This window comes from Actinoplanes sp. NPDC051494 (assembly GCF_044454705.1).
In the GTDB taxonomy this organism is placed as follows: domain Bacteria; phylum Actinomycetota; class Actinomycetes; order Mycobacteriales; family Micromonosporaceae; genus Actinoplanes.
The window spans coordinates 337,715-352,924 of the sequence record NZ_JBITDZ010000003.1 but is presented as its reverse complement, the minus strand read 5'-3'; the positions used below and the strand labels follow the sequence as shown (position 1 = coordinate 352,924).

Sequence of the window (15,210 nt, the reverse complement as noted above, 5' to 3'; positions counted from 1 at the left end):
TCATGTCGACCAGTCCGATGCCGACGACCCGCACCAAGGTGCTCCTCGTCGACGATCACGACCTGATCCGTAAGGGGCTGCGGCACGCGTTCGAGCGGGACCGGCAGTTCGAGGTCGTCGGTGAGGCCGCGACGGCCGCCGAGGCCGTCCGCCAGGCCGGTGCGCTCCAGCCCGACGTGGTCATCATGGACCTTCGCCTGCCCGACGGCAGTGGCCTCGAAGCGACCCGCGCGCTGCGCAAGAACAACGCCAACATGGGCATCGTGGTCCTCACGATGTATGCCGGCGACGATCAGCTCTTCGGTGCTCTCGAGGCCGGGGCCAGCGCGTTCGTCCCCAAGACCGCCCCCGCCGACGAGGTCGTGGCAGCCGCCCGGCACGCGGCGTCGGCGCCCAGCGCGTTCACCGCGGCCGATCTGGCCGAGGCGATGAAGCGCCGGCTGGCGCCGTCGGGCCCGCAGCTCTCCCCGCGTGAGGGTCAGGTCCTGCGCCTGCTCGCCGATGGCATGAGTGTCGCCGGCATCGCCAAGCAGTTGTTCGTGTCGGAGTCCACCGCCAAGACCCACATCTCGAAGCTGTACGAGAAGCTGGGTGCCGCCAACCGGGCCCAGGCGCTGATGACGGCGCTGCGGCTCGGACTGCTCGAGGCCCCCGACGCACCCAAGTTCTGACGTGGTCCCACCGCCCGCACCGGCCCTCCCGGGTTCGGTTGCGGGCGGTGATCATTACGAAACCGGACGTACTCGGCGTGTCCCGACTTTCTAGGACGGTTCGCGGAGATGGCGGGGCGCCCGCTGCGTTTTCGGGGCTGAGAACTGCTTCTGCGGGACCATCGGGTACAAGCTCGAATTGACCTGCCAGGACGGCGTGCCGGTGGGTTTGGGCGCCACCGCCCGGGAGAACGCCTGCAGCATGTCCCGCATCGCCATGTGCAGCTGAGCGTCCTCGATCAGCCCGTCCGCGCCGATCGCCTCGGGTCGCAGCGGCAGCCGGATGAGCGCCGACCGCAGCACCCGCGCGTTGCCGTGCGCGAGCACGTTCTCCAGTGTCGCGAGTGCACCCTGGTCCTGCCCGGCGGCGGCGACCGACAGCCACGCCACCGGTTTGTCCCACAGTTCCGGGCCCTCGATCAGCCAGTCGAACAGGTTCTTCAGGCTGCCGGGCAGCGACCCGCCGTATTCCGGGGTGCTGAGCAGCAGGCCGTCCGCGGTGGCCACCTGGTGCCGCAGCAGCGTCACGGCGTCGTGCTGCTCCCCCGGCACGTAGGCCGGCAGCCCCCGCAGCCCTTCGTACATTGTGGCGGTGATGTCCTCGGGCGCGACCTGGGCGGCCGTCCGCAGCGCAGCGGTGTGCAGGGAAGCCGCACGAATGCTTCCCGAGATCAGCAGGATGCGCGTCATGACGCCGACCCTAGAGGTCCGGCCCACCGCCGCCGCACACCTCCCGCCGCGAAAAACCTCTCAGGCGGCGGGGCGGGAGGTCAGGCGGCGCAGCGCCAGATACATCTCGCAGCCGAGGCAGAACCCGAACGCCGCGTTGAGGAACGCCGCGAACAGGGCGAACCCCGTGCAGATCATGCCGAGCGTGGGGGCGCCGGACAGGTAGCCGATCGACGCGACCACGAGGAAGACGAAGCCGACCAGCTGCGCGAAGCGGACCGGCGCGGCGTCCTCCCGCTCGGCCGGCGGGCCGAGCCGGGGCGCGACGAGGAAGCGGTACAGCAGTGCGTAGGGGCCGCGCCGGATGTCGGCGGCGGTGAGCGCGAAGACCAGCGTCTGGAACAGCGCGAGCTCACCCCACCCGGTCACCAGGACCGCGACGAGGACGACGGTGGTCAGTGCCGCGGCGAACCGGGGTCCACGGGGATCGAGCTGCATGAAGGGACTGTCGCACGTCCGAGCGCCAAGATCCTCATGAATCCCGTCACGTGGCCGCCGGCGGCAGCAGATCCCCCAACACCGAGATCAACTGCGGTTTCGACGGTACGCCGGAAGCGCGCTTGACGACCCGGCCCCGTCCATCGAGCACGAGCAGTGTCGGTGTCCGCCAGATGCCCAGAGCCCGGACCGCGTCGAGATGGCTCTCGGCGTCGACCTCGACGTGGCGTACCCCCGGGAGCAGCTCGGCCACCTCGGAGCTGACCCGGCGCAGTGCCCGGCAGGGCGCGCAGAACGCCGTCGAGAACTGCAGCAGCGTCGCGTCGGCGGGCCCGACCCCGAGCTCGGCCAGCAGCCCGTCCTCGATCCGCTCGCCCTCTTCTCCCCCGGGCACCGTGCCTCTTTCCGTAGCAGTCGTGCGCAGACGGCCGTCGGTGCGGCGGCGCCACCACCCGGCGGCCACGCCGAGCAGCAGCACCATCGCCGCCACGATCAGCCCGGTCGTCTCCACCCGCCCACTTTCGCACGCGGACCCGGTCGCCCGCCTGTGAGCTACGCCGCTGTCTGGTAGGCGTTGGCCTGCAACGTGAACAGCTGGGAATACGTCCCCGCCACCGCCATCAGCTCCTCGTGGCCGCCTTCCTCCACCACCGAGCCGTGGTCGAGCACATAGATCCGGTCCGCCCCGCGCACGCTCGCCATCCGATGGGTGATCAGGACGACCGTGCGCCCGGCGGCCAGCTCGCGCAACCGGTCGTACACGTCGTGCTCGGCCCGGGCGTCCAGGTTCGCGGTCGGTTCGTCGCAGATCAGCAGCGGCGCGTCCCGGAAGAACGCCCGGCTGACCGCGAGCCGCTGCCACTGCCCGCCGGAGAGGTCGGCACCGTCGGTGAAGTCCCGCGACAGCAGCGTGTCGTACTGCCGGGGCAGCTCCATCACGAACTCGTGCGCGTCACCGGCCCGGGCCGCCGCCTCGACCTCCGGCATGAGCACCGCCTTCTCGTACCGTCCGATGCTGATCGTGGTGCGGGCCGGCATCGGCCAGCGGGTCGGTTCCTGCATGACCACCGCCACCCGCCGCCGCACCGACTCCGGATCGAAATCGGTCACGTCCCGGCCGTCCCACCGGACCTGGCCGCTCGCCGGCCGATAGAGCCCGGCGAGCAGGCTGGCCAGCGTCGACTTGCCGGACCCGTTCTCGCCGACCAGCGCGATGATCTGCCCCCGGCGCAGCGTCATGCTGACGTCCCGGACGGCCGGGCGCTCCGCGTCGGGATAGCTGAACGTGACCTTGTCCAGGACGATCTCGGTGAACGTCTCGGGCGCGGCCACGCCGGTCACCGGCTCGGCCCGGGAGCGGGAGAGCTCGCAGAACCCCTCGAAGTCGGCGAAGTACAACCCCTGCTCGAAGACCCGGTTGGCACTGTAGGCGAGCTCGGTCAGCTTCCCGATACCCATGCTGATCGCGTACGCCGCCGCGCCCCCCGCCGCGAGTTCCATCCGGCCGGTCCACAGCAACCACAGCAGCACCGCGTACGTGACGCCGGTGACGAGGCCGCTCAGCGTGTTCCCGTACAGCGCGAGCCTGATCTGTCGTGTCGAGAGCCGGACCTCCTCGCGGGTGGCCGCGGTCAGCAGTCGCCTGATCTCGGCCAGCAGGTAGCCGCGCACCGTGAACGCCCGCACCTCGGCCGCGGGATCCCGGTCGGCGAGCAGGTAGGCGAGCATCCGCTGGCGCCGCCAGACCGCGATGAAGCGCAGCAGCAGGCGGTAGCGCAGCCGGGCGGACCGGGCCGAGGACCACGCGATCGGCACCACGGAGAAGACCAGCAGCGGCAGCAGCACCGGGTGCAGCACGGTCAGCACGCCCGCGGCCGCGACCAGCCCGATCAGGTTGGTGCCCAGCGCGATGGCCTGGTCGACGAGCTGCTGGGCGGCGTTGATGCCGCGGTCGCGGGCCCGTTCCATCGCGTCGCGCCAGCCCGGGTCGTCGAACGTGGACAGGCCGACGCCGGTCGTGAGGTCCAGCAGCCGCATCTCGGCGGCCTGGTACACCTGCGGCGAGAGCCGGCCGTTGGCCGACGCGGCGGCGGAGTTCAGCGCGCCCCGCACCCCGATCGCCGCCACCAGCAGGATCAGCGAGGGTACGGCGGCCCGGACCCGCTCGGGTGTCGCCCCGTCGCGCAGCAGCCCGTCGAAGACCCCAACCACGCTGATCAGGCCGGCGGCGCTGGCCACCCCGCCGAGGACCTGCAGGATCACCACCGCGGCGGTGGTGCCCGGGCTGGCGTGCCAGGCCAGCAGCCAGGCGGACCGCAGGAGCCGCGGCAACCGCCGCAGCATGTGCACGATGCTGGTGTTCGCGGCTTCCTCGGTGCTGGTCAGCCAGTAGGGCAGCGCAAGCTCGCCCTCTTCGACTGCTTCCTGTTGGTCGTCGTCGCTCTGCTGGCGGGCATCCTGCATGTACGGCTCCCGTCCCGTGGGCTCTGAGCCGTTCCTACCGCTTAACTACGGAAAGTGTCCATATGTATTCCAGGAGTGAGATTAGTTGGCACGCAGCAGGGCGGTCAGCCGCTCGGCCTTTGTCTCCCACCGCCACTCCCGCTCGACCCAGGCCCGGCCCGCCGCACCCATGAGCCGCGCCTTCTCCGGATCGCCCAGCAGACCCGCGACCCGGTCGGCGATCGACGCCACGTCACCGCCGCCGACCACGTAGCCCGTCTCGCCCTCCAGGACCGCGTCCGGGGCGCCGCCGGAGTCGCCGGCCACCACGGGCAGCCCGGTCGCCGACGCCTCCAGGTAGACGATCCCCAGACCCTCGACGTCCAGACCGGCGCCCCGGGTCCGGCACGGCATCGCGTAGACGTCGCCGGCCGCATAATGCGCGGGCAGCTCAGCCCAGGGGACGGACCCGGTGAAGACCACATCGGAGGCGACACCCTCGGCGCGGGCCAGGGCCGTGAGCTTCTTGCGGTACGGCCCACCGCCCACCACCAGCAGCGCCGCACCGGGGACCCGTCGCCGGATCTCCGGCAACGCCCGGATCAGCATGTCCTGGCCCTTGCGGGGCACCAGCCGGGACACGCACACCACCACCGGCCGGCCGGCGAGCCCGTGGCGGGCCCGGACCCCTGACCCGTCCACCCCCGGGTTATACGCGTCCACGTCGACGCCGGGCGTGAGCCGCTCGAGCGAGGTCAGCCCGTGCAGCGCGCGGTCCAGGCGCACCCGCTGGAACTCGGTCAGGAACGTGACCACGTCGTTCCCGCGCGCGATGCTCCGCAGCAACTGCCGCGCGCCGGGCAACGCGGCCCAGCCGATCTCGTGACCGTGGGTGAGCGACACCGCCCGCTCGATCCCGGCCCGCCGGCGCAGCCCGTCGGCCAGCAGCCCGAGCGGGGCCCCCGCGCCGAACCACACGCTGTCGCAGCCGTGCGACCGGGCGATCTGCGCCGCCCGCCGCGCCACCGCGGGCGTGGGCAGCAGCACCCCGGTGTCCTCCCGGATCACCTCGAACGGCTGCTCGGCGTCGAACTTCTCCGCCCCCCGCCACGTCGACGCGTACGCCACCACGGAACCGGCGGGCTGGCGCACGGCCAGGTTGTGCACGAACTGCTGGATCCCGCCGGGCCGGGGCGGGAAGTCGTTGGTGACCAGCAGGGTACGGGCCATCAGCGCTCGCCCCGGGCGTAGGCACGGGCCGCGGCCATGCGTTCCACGGTGGACGGGTGCGAGGAGGACATCAGATACTCCCAGGCGGGCGGATCGGGATCGGACAGGTTGACGGTCCCGAGCCGGCGCTGCATCGACGCGAACGTCGCCGGGTCGCCGGTCAGGTCCAGCGCGTGCCGGTCGGCGCGCTCCTCGACCCGGCGCGAGACCAGCGCCTGCACCGGGCCACCGGCCAGCCCGGCGAGCGTGACCAGGGCGAGCAGCAGCGCGACGGCCCGCGGCTCCCCCATCGCGTCGGCGCCGGCCCACCGCAGCAGCCAGCCCAGCGACCCGAGCAGATAGAGCGCGACCACCGCGGCGGCGGCACCGAGCGCACCGATGACCGTGCCGGTCAGCACGTCCTGCCGCTTGGCGTGCCCCAGCTCGTGGGCGGTCACCGAGACCACCTCGGCCGGTGTCGCCTCGGTCAGCATCGTGTCGTAGACGACGATCCGCCGGGTCGGCCCGAACCCCGAGACGTACGCGTTCACCGCCCGGGTCCGCCGCGACGCGTCGGCCACCAGGACATCCTTGACGGGCACGCCGTCGCGGGCGGCGAGACCCAGCAGGTCGTCGCGCAACGGACCGGCCGCCATCGGGGTGAACTTGTTGAAGATCGGCTCGACCACCACCGGCAGCACGAACGAGAGCAGCACGACCAGCAGAGCGGCCCCGGCGGCCCCGAACGCCCACCACCACCGCGGCGCGAACCGGGTCACGGCGAAGAACCCGAGCAGGGCCAGCCCGCCCAGCACCGCCCCCACGGCGTACGACTTGGCGAGGTCGGCCGCCCAGGCACCCCAGGTCTGGGTCGAGATGCCGTACTCCACCACGACCCGGTGCCGCCACGCCGCGAACGGCAGCGTCACCACCTCGACGACCAGCACGATCACCAGCCCGCCGAGCACCGCCCGGGCCACCCAGTGATCCCCGAACGGGCGCCCGGCCCACGTCACCAGCCGCGCCCCCAGCGGCGTCAGCCCGAGCAGCAGCGTCACGACCAGACCCACCGCCATCGACCCGTACGACCCGGGGCGCAGCGCCGCGTGGAACGCCCGGCCCCGGGCCACCTGGTCCGCGGGGAAGTCCCGCAGCGCGGCCACCTGGTCGGCCCGGGGCGCCGGCGGTCGATGCCACGGCACCGCCACCAGGGCATAGACCACCAACCCGACCAGAAGCACTGCCAGAGTGCCGGCAGCCCACACCCGAGGCGTCACGCGCCCATCCTAGGGCGCATCTGACGGGTCACGGCGAGCCGAGACGTGGTCCAGGTTTCGCGTCGCAAGTGGGCCGGGCACGGAGGTACCGGTGTTGTACCTGCGTGATCGGACCGCGCCGCGAGGCGGAAGCTGGACCACGTCGCAGGCCGTCGTGACCCGTCAGATGCGCCCTGAGGCGGTGGCCCGGCGGGTTGATCACGCCACGTTGCCGGGGTGGCGCCAGAGCGGGACGGCGACCGGCGGGTCGGGGGTCTCCAGGAGCTCGACGTCGAAGCCGGCCATCTCGAGGACCTCGATCGCGCGCAGCTCGCCGGGGGTCAGGTCACCGAGGCCCTCGGGGGTCTCGGCAAGCGTCTTGATCAGGCATCCCTCACATCCGCGCCCCCGTCCGGGGCAGCGGCCGCAGTCGATCAGCATCGCTTCCTCCTCCTGCGGGAGGTGCCGGGCCGCGATCCGGGGGAAGTGCGTGTCGCGAACCAACCACCATCCGTGAGGGTCACGCTATGCGAGGGGTATGACAAAAATTCAGGACCGGGCCAGCCGCCGCAGCAACGAGTCGGCCCCCATCGGGTACGCGCCGTGCCGGCGCACCCCGTCCGCGACCTCCCGGTCCGACGAGATGACCACGAGCGGGCGGCCCGCCGGTTCGGCCCGCACCAGCTGGCGGATCAGTTCGTCGGCGGTGTCACCCTTGTGCGAGAACAGCACGCGGACGCCGCGCGGCGCCGGGGGCAACCCGTGCACCCGTTCGGCGCCGTCGAACACCACGGTGACCTCGTCGCCGGTCTGCGCGGCGATCCCACCGAGGCCGGTGATCAGGCGTTTGCGCTGCTGCTCGAGCGACATCTCGGCGAAACCGCGCTTGGTCACGTTGTAGCCGTCGACGATCAGGTGCGCCCGGGGCAGAGCGAGCAGCTGGTCGAGCCGGCCCGGGTCGTCGGTGTCCTGGGCCCGCGGGCGCGAACGCTCGGCGGCACCCGGCCGGTCCGCGGCGGTGTCCGCGACAAAATCGGCCGGGAGCTTGTCGGCCGGGCCGATCGCGAGCTCGCGGCGCAGGCCGGTGGCCGCCTGCCCAATCGTCTCCAGCAGCAGCCACAGGCGCGAGTCGGCGGCGGCGCGGGCATCCTTGGCGCTCTGCTTGCCGCTGGCGGCGAGGGTCTCCGCCTCCGAGAGCCGGCTGCGCAACCGCCGCAGCTCGGCGTCGTGATCCGCGGCGATCTTGGCGGTGCGCCCCTTCTCGGTGGCCAGCAGGTCGGCGGCCCGCTTCTGGGCGGCCTGGGTCTCCCGCAGCGCCCGGGCGGCCGACCGGGATTCCTCCCGCAGCTGGCCGAGCTCCTCCCGGACCCGGACCAGCTCGTCACGCAGCTTGTCCGCCTCGACCCGGGCGACCGCGCGGTCATGCTCGGCCCGCGCGGCCCGTTGCTCGGCGTCCTGCACCAACTGGGCGACGGCGGCGCTGTCGGCCTCGGCCCGCACGGTCTCCCCGGCCGCCTCGATCAGCGCCCGCCAGCCCTCGGGCCGGGCAAGATAGGCCAGCGCGGCGACCTCGACCGGGTTCGCGGCGGCCGGCGCCATGCCACCGGCCACGGCCGCGCCCAGGTCACCGGAGTCGGTCACGATCCGGCTGCCGATCCGCTGCCGGAACAGCGGGTCCGCGGCGAGCTGAGCGGCCAGCGCGGGCCCCCCGAGCCGGGCCCGCCGGTTCGGCGCGAACCGCGCGACCCGGCGCAGCGGCACCGGGATCTCCTCGGCCGGCATCCCGGGCAACGCGGCGGCGGCGAGCACGGTGATCCGCTGCCGCACGGGCTCCGGCAACGTCGGCTCAGCCCCGCCGTCGCCCACCCCGCCGTCAACCACCCCGGCGTCGGTCAGTCCGGCGTCGATCACCGCGCCGTCGGCCGCTCCCGCGTCGATCACCCCGGCGTCGATCACCCCGGCGTCGATCACCCCGCCGTCGGTCGCTCCCGCGTCGATCACTCCGGCGACAGCCACCTCACCTTCAGCCACCCCGACCTCGACCGCGTCCGATATTTCGGTTATTTCCGGCAGGGCGGTCGGGTCCGCGTCGACGGGCGCCGCTTCCTCAGCAGGCGTGGCGTCGTACTCGTGCGGCGCGGACATCTTTTCATTCTCCCACCGTGGGCAGCGTAAAAGCTTGCGGAAGCAAGTGATGTTTTCAGGGGGCCGTCCCAGGAATGTCGTACCCCCGGCCTAATGTGCCCGCCGTGGCACAACCGGCATACGTCCAGGGCACTCTGGACACGCTCCTGAGCGCGGACGGCTCCGTCGACCCCGCGGCGCTGTCCCTGCGGGACACGACGTTCGTGGTGCTCGACCTGGAGACCACCGGAGGGGCTCCGGACGGCGGCGGCATCACCGAGATCGGCGCCGTCAAGGTGCGCGGCGGCGAGGAGCTGGGGGTGTTCGGCACCCTGGTCAACCCCGGGGAGCGCCTGCCGCCGTTCATCACCGTGCTGACCGGGATCACCGAGGCGATGCTGGCTCCGGCCCCGCCGATCGAGCAGGTGCTGCCCAGCCTGCTCGAGTTCCTGCGCGGGGCAGTGCTGGTCGCGCACAACGCTCCGTACGATGTCGGTTTCCTGAAAGCCGCCTGTGCCCGGCACGGTTACGCCTGGCCGCAGCTGCGGGTGGTGGACACCGCCGCGCTGGCCCGGCGGGCGCTGACCCGCGACGAGGTGCCCAACCGCAAGCTCGGCACGCTGGCCCAGTTCTTCGGCGCGGCCGTCACGCCCAACCACCGGGCACTCGACGACGCGAAGGCGACCGTCGACGTGCTGCACGGGCTGATCGAGCGGCTCGGCAGCTTCAAGGTGTACTCGCTGGGCGACGCGATCGAGTTCGGCAAGGCGGTCACCCCGCAGCAGCGGCGCAAGAAACACCTGGCCGACGAGCTGCCGCACGCGCCCGGCGTCTACATCTTCCGGGCCGCCGACGAACGCCCGCTCTACGTGGGTACGTCGGTCGACATCGCGAAACGGGTGCGCAGCTACTTCACCGCGAGCGAGAAGCGGGCCCGGATGTCCGAGATGATCGGCGCCGCGGCCCGGGTGGAGGCCGTCGAGTGTGCGCACTCGCTCGAGGCCGAGGTGCGTGAGCTGCGACTCATCGCCGCGCACTCCCCTCCGTACAATCGGCGGTCGAAGTATCCGGAACGCGTCGTCTGGCTGAAGCTGACCGCCGAGGTCTATCCCCGCCTGTCCGTGGTCCGGCAGCTCGCCGACGACGGCGCGGCCTATCTCGGACCGTTCAGCTCGCGAAGGACGGCGGAGCTGGCCGCCGCCGCGGTCTATGACGCGGTCCCGCTGCGGCAGTGCACGCACAAGCTCTCGATCAAGACCACCACGCCGGCCTGCGCGCTGGCCGAGCTGGGGAAATGCCCGGCGCCCTGCGAGCACAGGATCTCCCCCCAGCGGTACGCGGAGAGCGCCGCCGATCCGTTCCGCACCGCGACCTACGGTGACCCCGAACCCCTGGTCGAGGCGCTCCTGGAGAAGATCGAGACGCTGTCGGCGCAGCAGCGTTACGAGGAGGCCGCGGTGATCCGGTCCCGGCTCGTGGCGCTGCTGCGGGCCATGGTGCGGATGCAGAAGCTGGGCGCGCTGACCCGCATCGGGGAGCTCGTCGCGGCGCGGCGCAACGACGATTTCGGATGGGAGATCATCGTGGTCCGGCACGGTCGCCTGGCGGCCGCCGCGACGTCGCCGCCGCGGGTGCATCCCCGGCCGACGCTCGACATGGCGCAGGCGACGGCCGAGACGGTCCTACCCGGACCGGGGCCGGTGCCGGCCGCGACCGCCGAGGAGACCGAGCGGATCCTCGCCTGGCTCGACCGGCCCGACACCCGGCTGGTGGAAACTTCCGGCGACTGGGTGTCACCGGCACGTGGCGCTGCGCGCTTCACCGGCCTTCTCACCAGGGCGGAAGCGGCCGGGTCACGTCGAGAGTCATACGTTCGCTCATCGGTAACTGACCGTTCGGATGACGCTCGCTCGCTTAGGCTGTAGGGAACGTGGCGGGAATGCCGGGGATATCCTTGTCGTCAGAGGATCTGCCGGACGAGGAATCCGCCCGGGACATGGCGAGCACTTGTCCGCTTGGACGATCCGGGTGTTGCGCGAGACGGTGAGGAGGTGTCCGAGTGGACGTCGACGCCGGCCACGGCGCCGTACTGGGACGTGCCCTGCCCACGCCGCTGAGCAAGCGGCTCAAGTCCTTTCTGAGCTTTCAGGGCAATGACGACGACCCGGTCACCACTCTGACCCGGACCCACCGCGCCATCCATCCGTCCGCCGACGCCGGCGTCCTGCGCCGCAGCTACGCGGTCGCGGAGAACATGCACCGGGGCCAGTTCCGCAAGAGCGGTGACCCGTACATCACCCATCCGCTCGCCGTGGCCCAGATCTGCGCCGAGCTCGGGATGGACACGACGACCCTGGTCGCGGCGCTGCTGCACGACACCGTCGAGGACACCAGCTACACCCTGGAGACGCTGAACGGCGACTTCGGCCCCGAGGTGACCCACCTGGTCGACGGGGTGACCAAGTTCGACAAGGCGTTCTACGGCAAGGTCGCCGAGGCCGAGACCATCCGCAAGATGATCGTCGCGGCCGGCAAGGACGTCCGGGTGCTGGTGATCAAGCTCGCCGACCGGCTGCACAACATGCGCACGCTCGGCGTCCGCTCCCCCGCGTCCCGGGCCCGGATCGCCACGGCCACGCTGGACGTCCTCGTCCCGCTCTGCGACCGGCTCGGCATCCAGGCCCTCAAGCGCGACCTCGACGACGTGGTGCTCTACCACCTCGAGCCGGACTCCTTCGCGCGCATCGAGGAGCACGTCAAGAACCGTCCCGGCTGGGGTGAATACCTCTCCGAGGTCACCGGCAAGGCCCGCGGGGCCCTGCGCCGCCACCGGGTCAGCGCCGACGTCCAGCCCCGGCCCCGGCACTACTACTCGATCTGGAAGGACACGGTCGCGGGCGGTCATTCCGTACCCTTCGACCTGCCCCGGATCGTGGTCGTGGTGGACGGCCCGGAAACCGACTGTTACGCCGCGCTCGGCGCGATCCACAGCCAGTGGCGCCCGGTGGCCGGCCGGTTCAAGGACTTCATCGCCTCCCCCAAGAACAACCTCTACCGTTCCCTGCACACGACGGTGACCGGCCCGGAAGGGCGACTGGTCGAAGTGCTCATCCGTACGGTCTCCATGCACCGATGTGCCGAGTTCGGCGTCGCGACCGGCTACCGGTATCCCAAGTCGGAGGCGGACGCCCTCGGCCAGGACCAGCTGACCTGGCTCAAACGGGTGCTCGACTGGCAGGAGGACGCCACCGACGCCGGCCAGTTCCTCGCCTCGCTGCGCTGCGACCTCGCCGAGGCCCAGGTCACCGTGTTCGCCAAGGGGCAGACGTTCGAGCTGCCGGCCGGCTCCACCCCGGTCGACCTGGCCTACGAGCTGAATCCCGGCAAGGGTGACCAGACGCTCGCCGCGACCATCAACGGCCGGCTGGCCCCGCTCAGCTCGGAACTGCGCGACGGCGACGTCCTGGAGATCTTCACCGAGACCGAGGGCCAGCTGAACCCGGAGCCCGGTGCCCCCCGCGGCCCCCGCAAGGAATGGCTCGGCTTCGTCAAGTCGACCCAGGCGCAGATGCAGATCAACCGCTACTTCGCCGAGGACACCGCACCGGGCATCAGCATCCAGGACAAGGTCCGCCTCGGCCGCGCCACCATCGGCCTGACCCTGCGCAAGCACGACCGCGGCCTCGCCAGTGAGGTCCCGCTGCGCCGGCTCGCCGAAGAGCTCGGCTACCCCGACCTCGAGACCATGCTGGTGGCGGTCACCGAACGCAACCTCGAGCCCGACCAGGTCGTCGAGCAGCTCATCGCCCTGGTCGACCACCCGGACTGAGCGGCATGACCCGCACCGCTAGCCTTGGGGTCGTGAAAATCCCTCGGCGGGTGCGGGGCACCGCATACAAGGCGTTCTACTCGATGCCGCACGTGCTGCGCCGCCGGATCGTGCGCCTGATCGTCCCGAAATACCTGGTCGGCGCCGTCTGCATCATCCGCGACACCGAAGCCCCGGAGCCCGGGCGCGTCCTGCTCCTGCGCCAGCCCCCGGGCCGCGGCTGGGGCCTGCCGGCCGGCCTGCTCAAGAAGGCCGAGCCCCCGCACGTCGGCGCGGCCCGCGAGCTGCACGAGGAATCCGGCGTCGTCATCGCCCCCGACGACCTCGAGCCGGCGGTCCCCAACGCCATCGTGCACGCCAAGGGCTGGGTCGACATGATCTTCATGGGCTACGTCCCGGCGTCCACCACCCCCCTGGTCGTCGACGGCGGCGAGGTCCTCGAGGCAAACTGGTTCGCCGTCGACGAACTGCCCACCCTGACCCCCAACACCGCCAGGGTCCTGAGCCGGTACGGCATCGGATGACCACCCCCGGGGTCTGCGCGATCATCCTGGCCGCGGGCGAGGGGCAACGGCTACGTCCCCTCACGACGCTGCTGCCCAAGGCGTTGTGCCCGGTCGGCAACATCGCCCTCCTCGACCACGCGCTGCACCGGGTCGCCGGCCTCGGGCTCCAGGGTCCGTCGAGCGTGGCCGTCAACGCGGCGTACCTGGCCACCCAGGTCGTCACCCACGTCGGTGACCGCGCGCACCTCTCCGTCGAACCGGACGGCCCGCTGGGCACCTCCGGCGGCGTGGGCCGGCTGCGCGACTGGATCGCCGGACGCGGCGTCCTGGTCGGCAACGCGGACGCCTACCTGGCCGCTGAACTCGCCGGTGCGGGCGGCCGCGAACCCGGCAAGGACATCGCAGCCCTGCTCGACGGCTGGACCGGCGACACCGTCCGCATGCTGACCACCGAGCCCGCGCCCGGCCGCACCGGCGAGTTCAGCGGCCACTGCTTCGCGGGCTTCTCCCTCCTGCCCTGGAGCTACGTCCGCGACCTCACCCCGGCCTTCGCCGACCTGGTCCGCACCGTCTGGCGCCCGGCGGAGGCGGCCGGGGAGCTGGAGCTCGTCGCGTTCCCGGGCACCTACATCGACACCGGCACCCCCGCCGACTACCTACGGGCCAACCTGCACGCGGCAGCCGGCCTGGTGGACGCCACCGCAACCGTCACCGGCACCACCACCGCCTCGGTGATCGGCCCCGGAGCAACGGTCGCCGGCCACGTGACCCGCAGCGTGATCTGGCCAGGAGCGACGGTCACCGCCGCCGAGTCCCTGACCGGCGTGATCCGAGCCGGCACCACCCTGACGGTCCCGGCCTGACGCTTCCGGCTCACAAGGCCCACCCGGCCCCGCCAACCCGGCCCCGACCAGCCGCCAGCCCCGACCAGCCCGGCCCCGACCAGCCCAGCTGACCGACCTCACCCCCGGACCCGTCCGGCCTCACCCGGCGACGTCCTCTTCCCCGAGCATGCCGGCGTGACCCGACCAGCCCGGTCGACCCAACCCCATCCGGCCCGGCCCACCTGGTCCCAGCCAACCCCGGACCGGCCCATCCGGCTCGACTCACCCGGTTTGACTCTCTCAGTCCAGCCAACAGGGCTCGGCTCTCGCAACCCGGCCCACCCCGGACGGCCCGCCTGACCCGGCCCCGGCCCCAGCCCCGGCCTTGGCCTTGGCCTTGGCCCCGGCCTTGGCCTTGGCCCTGGCCCTGGCCGTGCTGGTCCTGCAGGAACAGGCCGCAAACGCTCGACTCAGCGCCGCCGAGGCCGACCCGGCCGAGACCGTCCGCGTCCGGCAGCACTCCGGACGGGGCCGGCCTTCCGGCCCGGCATGATCGCAGGGCAGCGCAGCGCAGGGCAGCACAGGGCAGGGCAGCGCAGGGCAGGGCAGGGCAGCACAGGGCAGGGCAGCGCAGGGCGAAGCGGAGCGGGGCAGGGCAGGGCGAAGCGGAGCGGGGCGGGGCAGGGCAGCGCAGCGCAGCGCGGGGCGAAGCGGGGCGGGGCGAAGCGGGGCGGGGCGAAGCGGGGCGGGGCGGGGCGGGGCGGGGCCGACGCTCCCGGCCCGGCGCGATCGTGCGCTGACTACCATGAACGGCGACGCCGACCAGAGGAGCTTTGCGTGAATACCGCGATCGTGCACATCGACTGCGCCACCGACTCGATCCCCGAGGTCGCGGAAGCGCTGGCCGCCCTGCCCGGCGTCAGCGAGGTCTACTCGGTCGCCGGCGGCGCGGACCTCATCGCCATCGTGCGGGTGTCCCGCTTCGACGATATCGCCGAGGTCATCGCGGGCCGGATCTCGAAGACCACGGGCGTGGTGAACACGGAGACCTACGTGGCCTTCCGCGCCTACTCCCGGCACGACCTCGAGGATGCCTTCGCCATCGGCCTTCCCGACGCCGACTGACTCCTGCACGCGAGAAGG

At 72.3% G+C, this 15,210-nt stretch carries 14 protein-coding genes; 6 read left to right on the top strand and 8 right to left on the bottom strand.

The genetic code is table 11. The features are described 5' to 3' along the window. The first annotated feature begins 2 nt into the window (after nt 1–2). Nucleotides 3–671, top strand: coding sequence for a response regulator (locus tag ACIA6A_RS14160; protein WP_023359837.1), 669 nt, complete (start codon nt 3–5; stop codon nt 669–671). 90 nt (nt 672–761) lie between these two features. Here ACIA6A_RS14160 and ACIA6A_RS14155 read toward each other — a convergent pair whose 3' ends face one another. From ACIA6A_RS14155 to ACIA6A_RS14120, 8 genes are all read right to left on the bottom strand, one after another. After that, complete coding sequence (locus tag ACIA6A_RS14155) at nt 762–1,400, bottom strand: NADPH-dependent FMN reductase (protein ID WP_396097995.1); 639 nt, start codon at nt 1,398–1,400, stop codon at nt 762–764. Nucleotides 1,401–1,460: 60 nt separating this feature from the next. Next, nucleotides 1,461–1,877: a DUF4395 domain-containing protein gene (locus tag ACIA6A_RS14150; protein ID WP_396097994.1), complete on the bottom strand. Its 417-nt coding sequence runs from the start codon at nt 1,875–1,877 to the stop codon at nt 1,461–1,463. A 46-nt stretch (nt 1,878–1,923) separates the two neighbouring features. Continuing rightward, nucleotides 1,924–2,388: a thioredoxin family protein gene (locus tag ACIA6A_RS14145; RefSeq protein ID WP_396097993.1), complete on the bottom strand. Its 465-nt coding sequence runs from the start codon at nt 2,386–2,388 to the stop codon at nt 1,924–1,926. Between the two features lie 41 nt (nt 2,389–2,429). Continuing rightward, on the bottom strand, nt 2,430–4,340 hold the full coding sequence (locus ACIA6A_RS14140; RefSeq protein ID WP_396097992.1) for an ABC transporter ATP-binding protein: 1,911 nt from the start codon (nt 4,338–4,340) through the stop codon (nt 2,430–2,432). Between the two features lie 81 nt (nt 4,341–4,421). After that, nucleotides 4,422–5,549 (bottom strand): glycosyltransferase family 4 protein, encoded by a 1,128-nt coding sequence (locus tag ACIA6A_RS14135; RefSeq protein ID WP_396097991.1) that lies wholly within the window; start codon nt 5,547–5,549, stop codon nt 4,422–4,424. Beyond that, on the bottom strand, nt 5,549–6,805 hold the full coding sequence (locus ACIA6A_RS14130; protein WP_396097989.1) for a M48 family metalloprotease: 1,257 nt from the start codon (nt 6,803–6,805) through the stop codon (nt 5,549–5,551). Before ACIA6A_RS14130 ends, ACIA6A_RS14135 begins: the two co-directional genes overlap by 1 nt. Nucleotides 6,806–7,003: 198 nt before the next feature. Continuing rightward, nucleotides 7,004–7,288 carry a hypothetical protein gene (locus ACIA6A_RS14125; RefSeq protein WP_396097988.1) on the bottom strand — a complete coding sequence of 95 codons (285 nt, stop codon included), beginning with the start codon at nt 7,286–7,288 and terminating at the stop codon, nt 7,004–7,006. Nucleotides 7,289–7,333: 45 nt separating this feature from the next. Then, the gene (locus ACIA6A_RS14120; protein ID WP_396097987.1) at nt 7,334–8,929 is read right to left on the bottom strand and encodes an NYN domain-containing protein; all 1,596 of its coding nucleotides are present in this window, start codon (nt 8,927–8,929) and stop codon (nt 7,334–7,336) included. Nucleotides 8,930–9,033: 104 nt separating this feature from the next. On the opposite strand from ACIA6A_RS14120, the gene ACIA6A_RS14115 reads away from it, so the two are divergent. The 5 genes from ACIA6A_RS14115 to ACIA6A_RS14095 all read left to right on the top strand — a co-directional run bounded on the left by ACIA6A_RS14115 (nt 9,034) and on the right by ACIA6A_RS14095 (nt 15,192). Further along, the gene (locus ACIA6A_RS14115) at nt 9,034–10,833 is read left to right on the top strand and encodes a DEDD exonuclease domain-containing protein (protein ID WP_396097986.1); all 1,800 of its coding nucleotides are present in this window, start codon (nt 9,034–9,036) and stop codon (nt 10,831–10,833) included. Between the two features lie 134 nt (nt 10,834–10,967). Then, nucleotides 10,968–12,737: a RelA/SpoT family protein gene (locus tag ACIA6A_RS14110; RefSeq protein ID WP_396097984.1), complete on the top strand. Its 1,770-nt coding sequence runs from the start codon at nt 10,968–10,970 to the stop codon at nt 12,735–12,737. Nucleotides 12,738–12,742: 5 nt separating this feature from the next. Continuing rightward, nucleotides 12,743–13,261, top strand: coding sequence for an NUDIX domain-containing protein (locus ACIA6A_RS14105; RefSeq protein ID WP_396097983.1), 519 nt, complete (start codon nt 12,743–12,745; stop codon nt 13,259–13,261). Beyond that, complete coding sequence (locus ACIA6A_RS14100; protein ID WP_396097982.1) at nt 13,258–14,106, top strand: NDP-sugar synthase; 849 nt, start codon at nt 13,258–13,260, stop codon at nt 14,104–14,106. The genes ACIA6A_RS14105 and ACIA6A_RS14100 overlap by 4 nt, the downstream gene beginning before the upstream one ends. A gap of 798 nt (nt 14,107–14,904) precedes the next feature. Further along, nucleotides 14,905–15,192: an Lrp/AsnC family transcriptional regulator gene (locus ACIA6A_RS14095; RefSeq protein ID WP_396097981.1), complete on the top strand. Its 288-nt coding sequence runs from the start codon at nt 14,905–14,907 to the stop codon at nt 15,190–15,192. Nucleotides 15,193–15,210: the final 18 nt, after the last annotated feature.

What these genes read in the sequence shown, in the direction of transcription:
- ACIA6A_RS14160 (WP_023359837.1), top strand. Translation starts at nt 3, where the DNA reads ATGTCGACCAGTCCGATGCCGACGACCCGCACCAAGGTGCTCCTCGTC.
- ACIA6A_RS14155 (WP_396097995.1), bottom strand. Translation starts at nt 1,400, where the DNA reads ATGACGCGCATCCTGCTGATCTCGGGAAGCATTCGTGCGGCTTCCCTG.
- ACIA6A_RS14150 (WP_396097994.1), bottom strand. Translation starts at nt 1,877, where the DNA reads ATGCAGCTCGATCCCCGTGGACCCCGGTTCGCCGCGGCACTGACCACC.
- ACIA6A_RS14140 (WP_396097992.1), bottom strand. Translation starts at nt 4,340, where the DNA reads ATGCAGGATGCCCGCCAGCAGAGCGACGACGACCAACAGGAAGCAGTC.
- ACIA6A_RS14135 (WP_396097991.1), bottom strand. Translation starts at nt 5,549, where the DNA reads ATGGCCCGTACCCTGCTGGTCACCAACGACTTCCCGCCCCGGCCCGGC.
- ACIA6A_RS14120 (WP_396097987.1), bottom strand. Translation starts at nt 8,929, where the DNA reads ATGTCCGCGCCGCACGAGTACGACGCCACGCCTGCTGAGGAAGCGGCG.
- ACIA6A_RS14105 (WP_396097983.1), top strand. Translation starts at nt 12,743, where the DNA reads ATGACCCGCACCGCTAGCCTTGGGGTCGTGAAAATCCCTCGGCGGGTG.
- ACIA6A_RS14100 (WP_396097982.1), top strand. Translation starts at nt 13,258, where the DNA reads ATGACCACCCCCGGGGTCTGCGCGATCATCCTGGCCGCGGGCGAGGGG.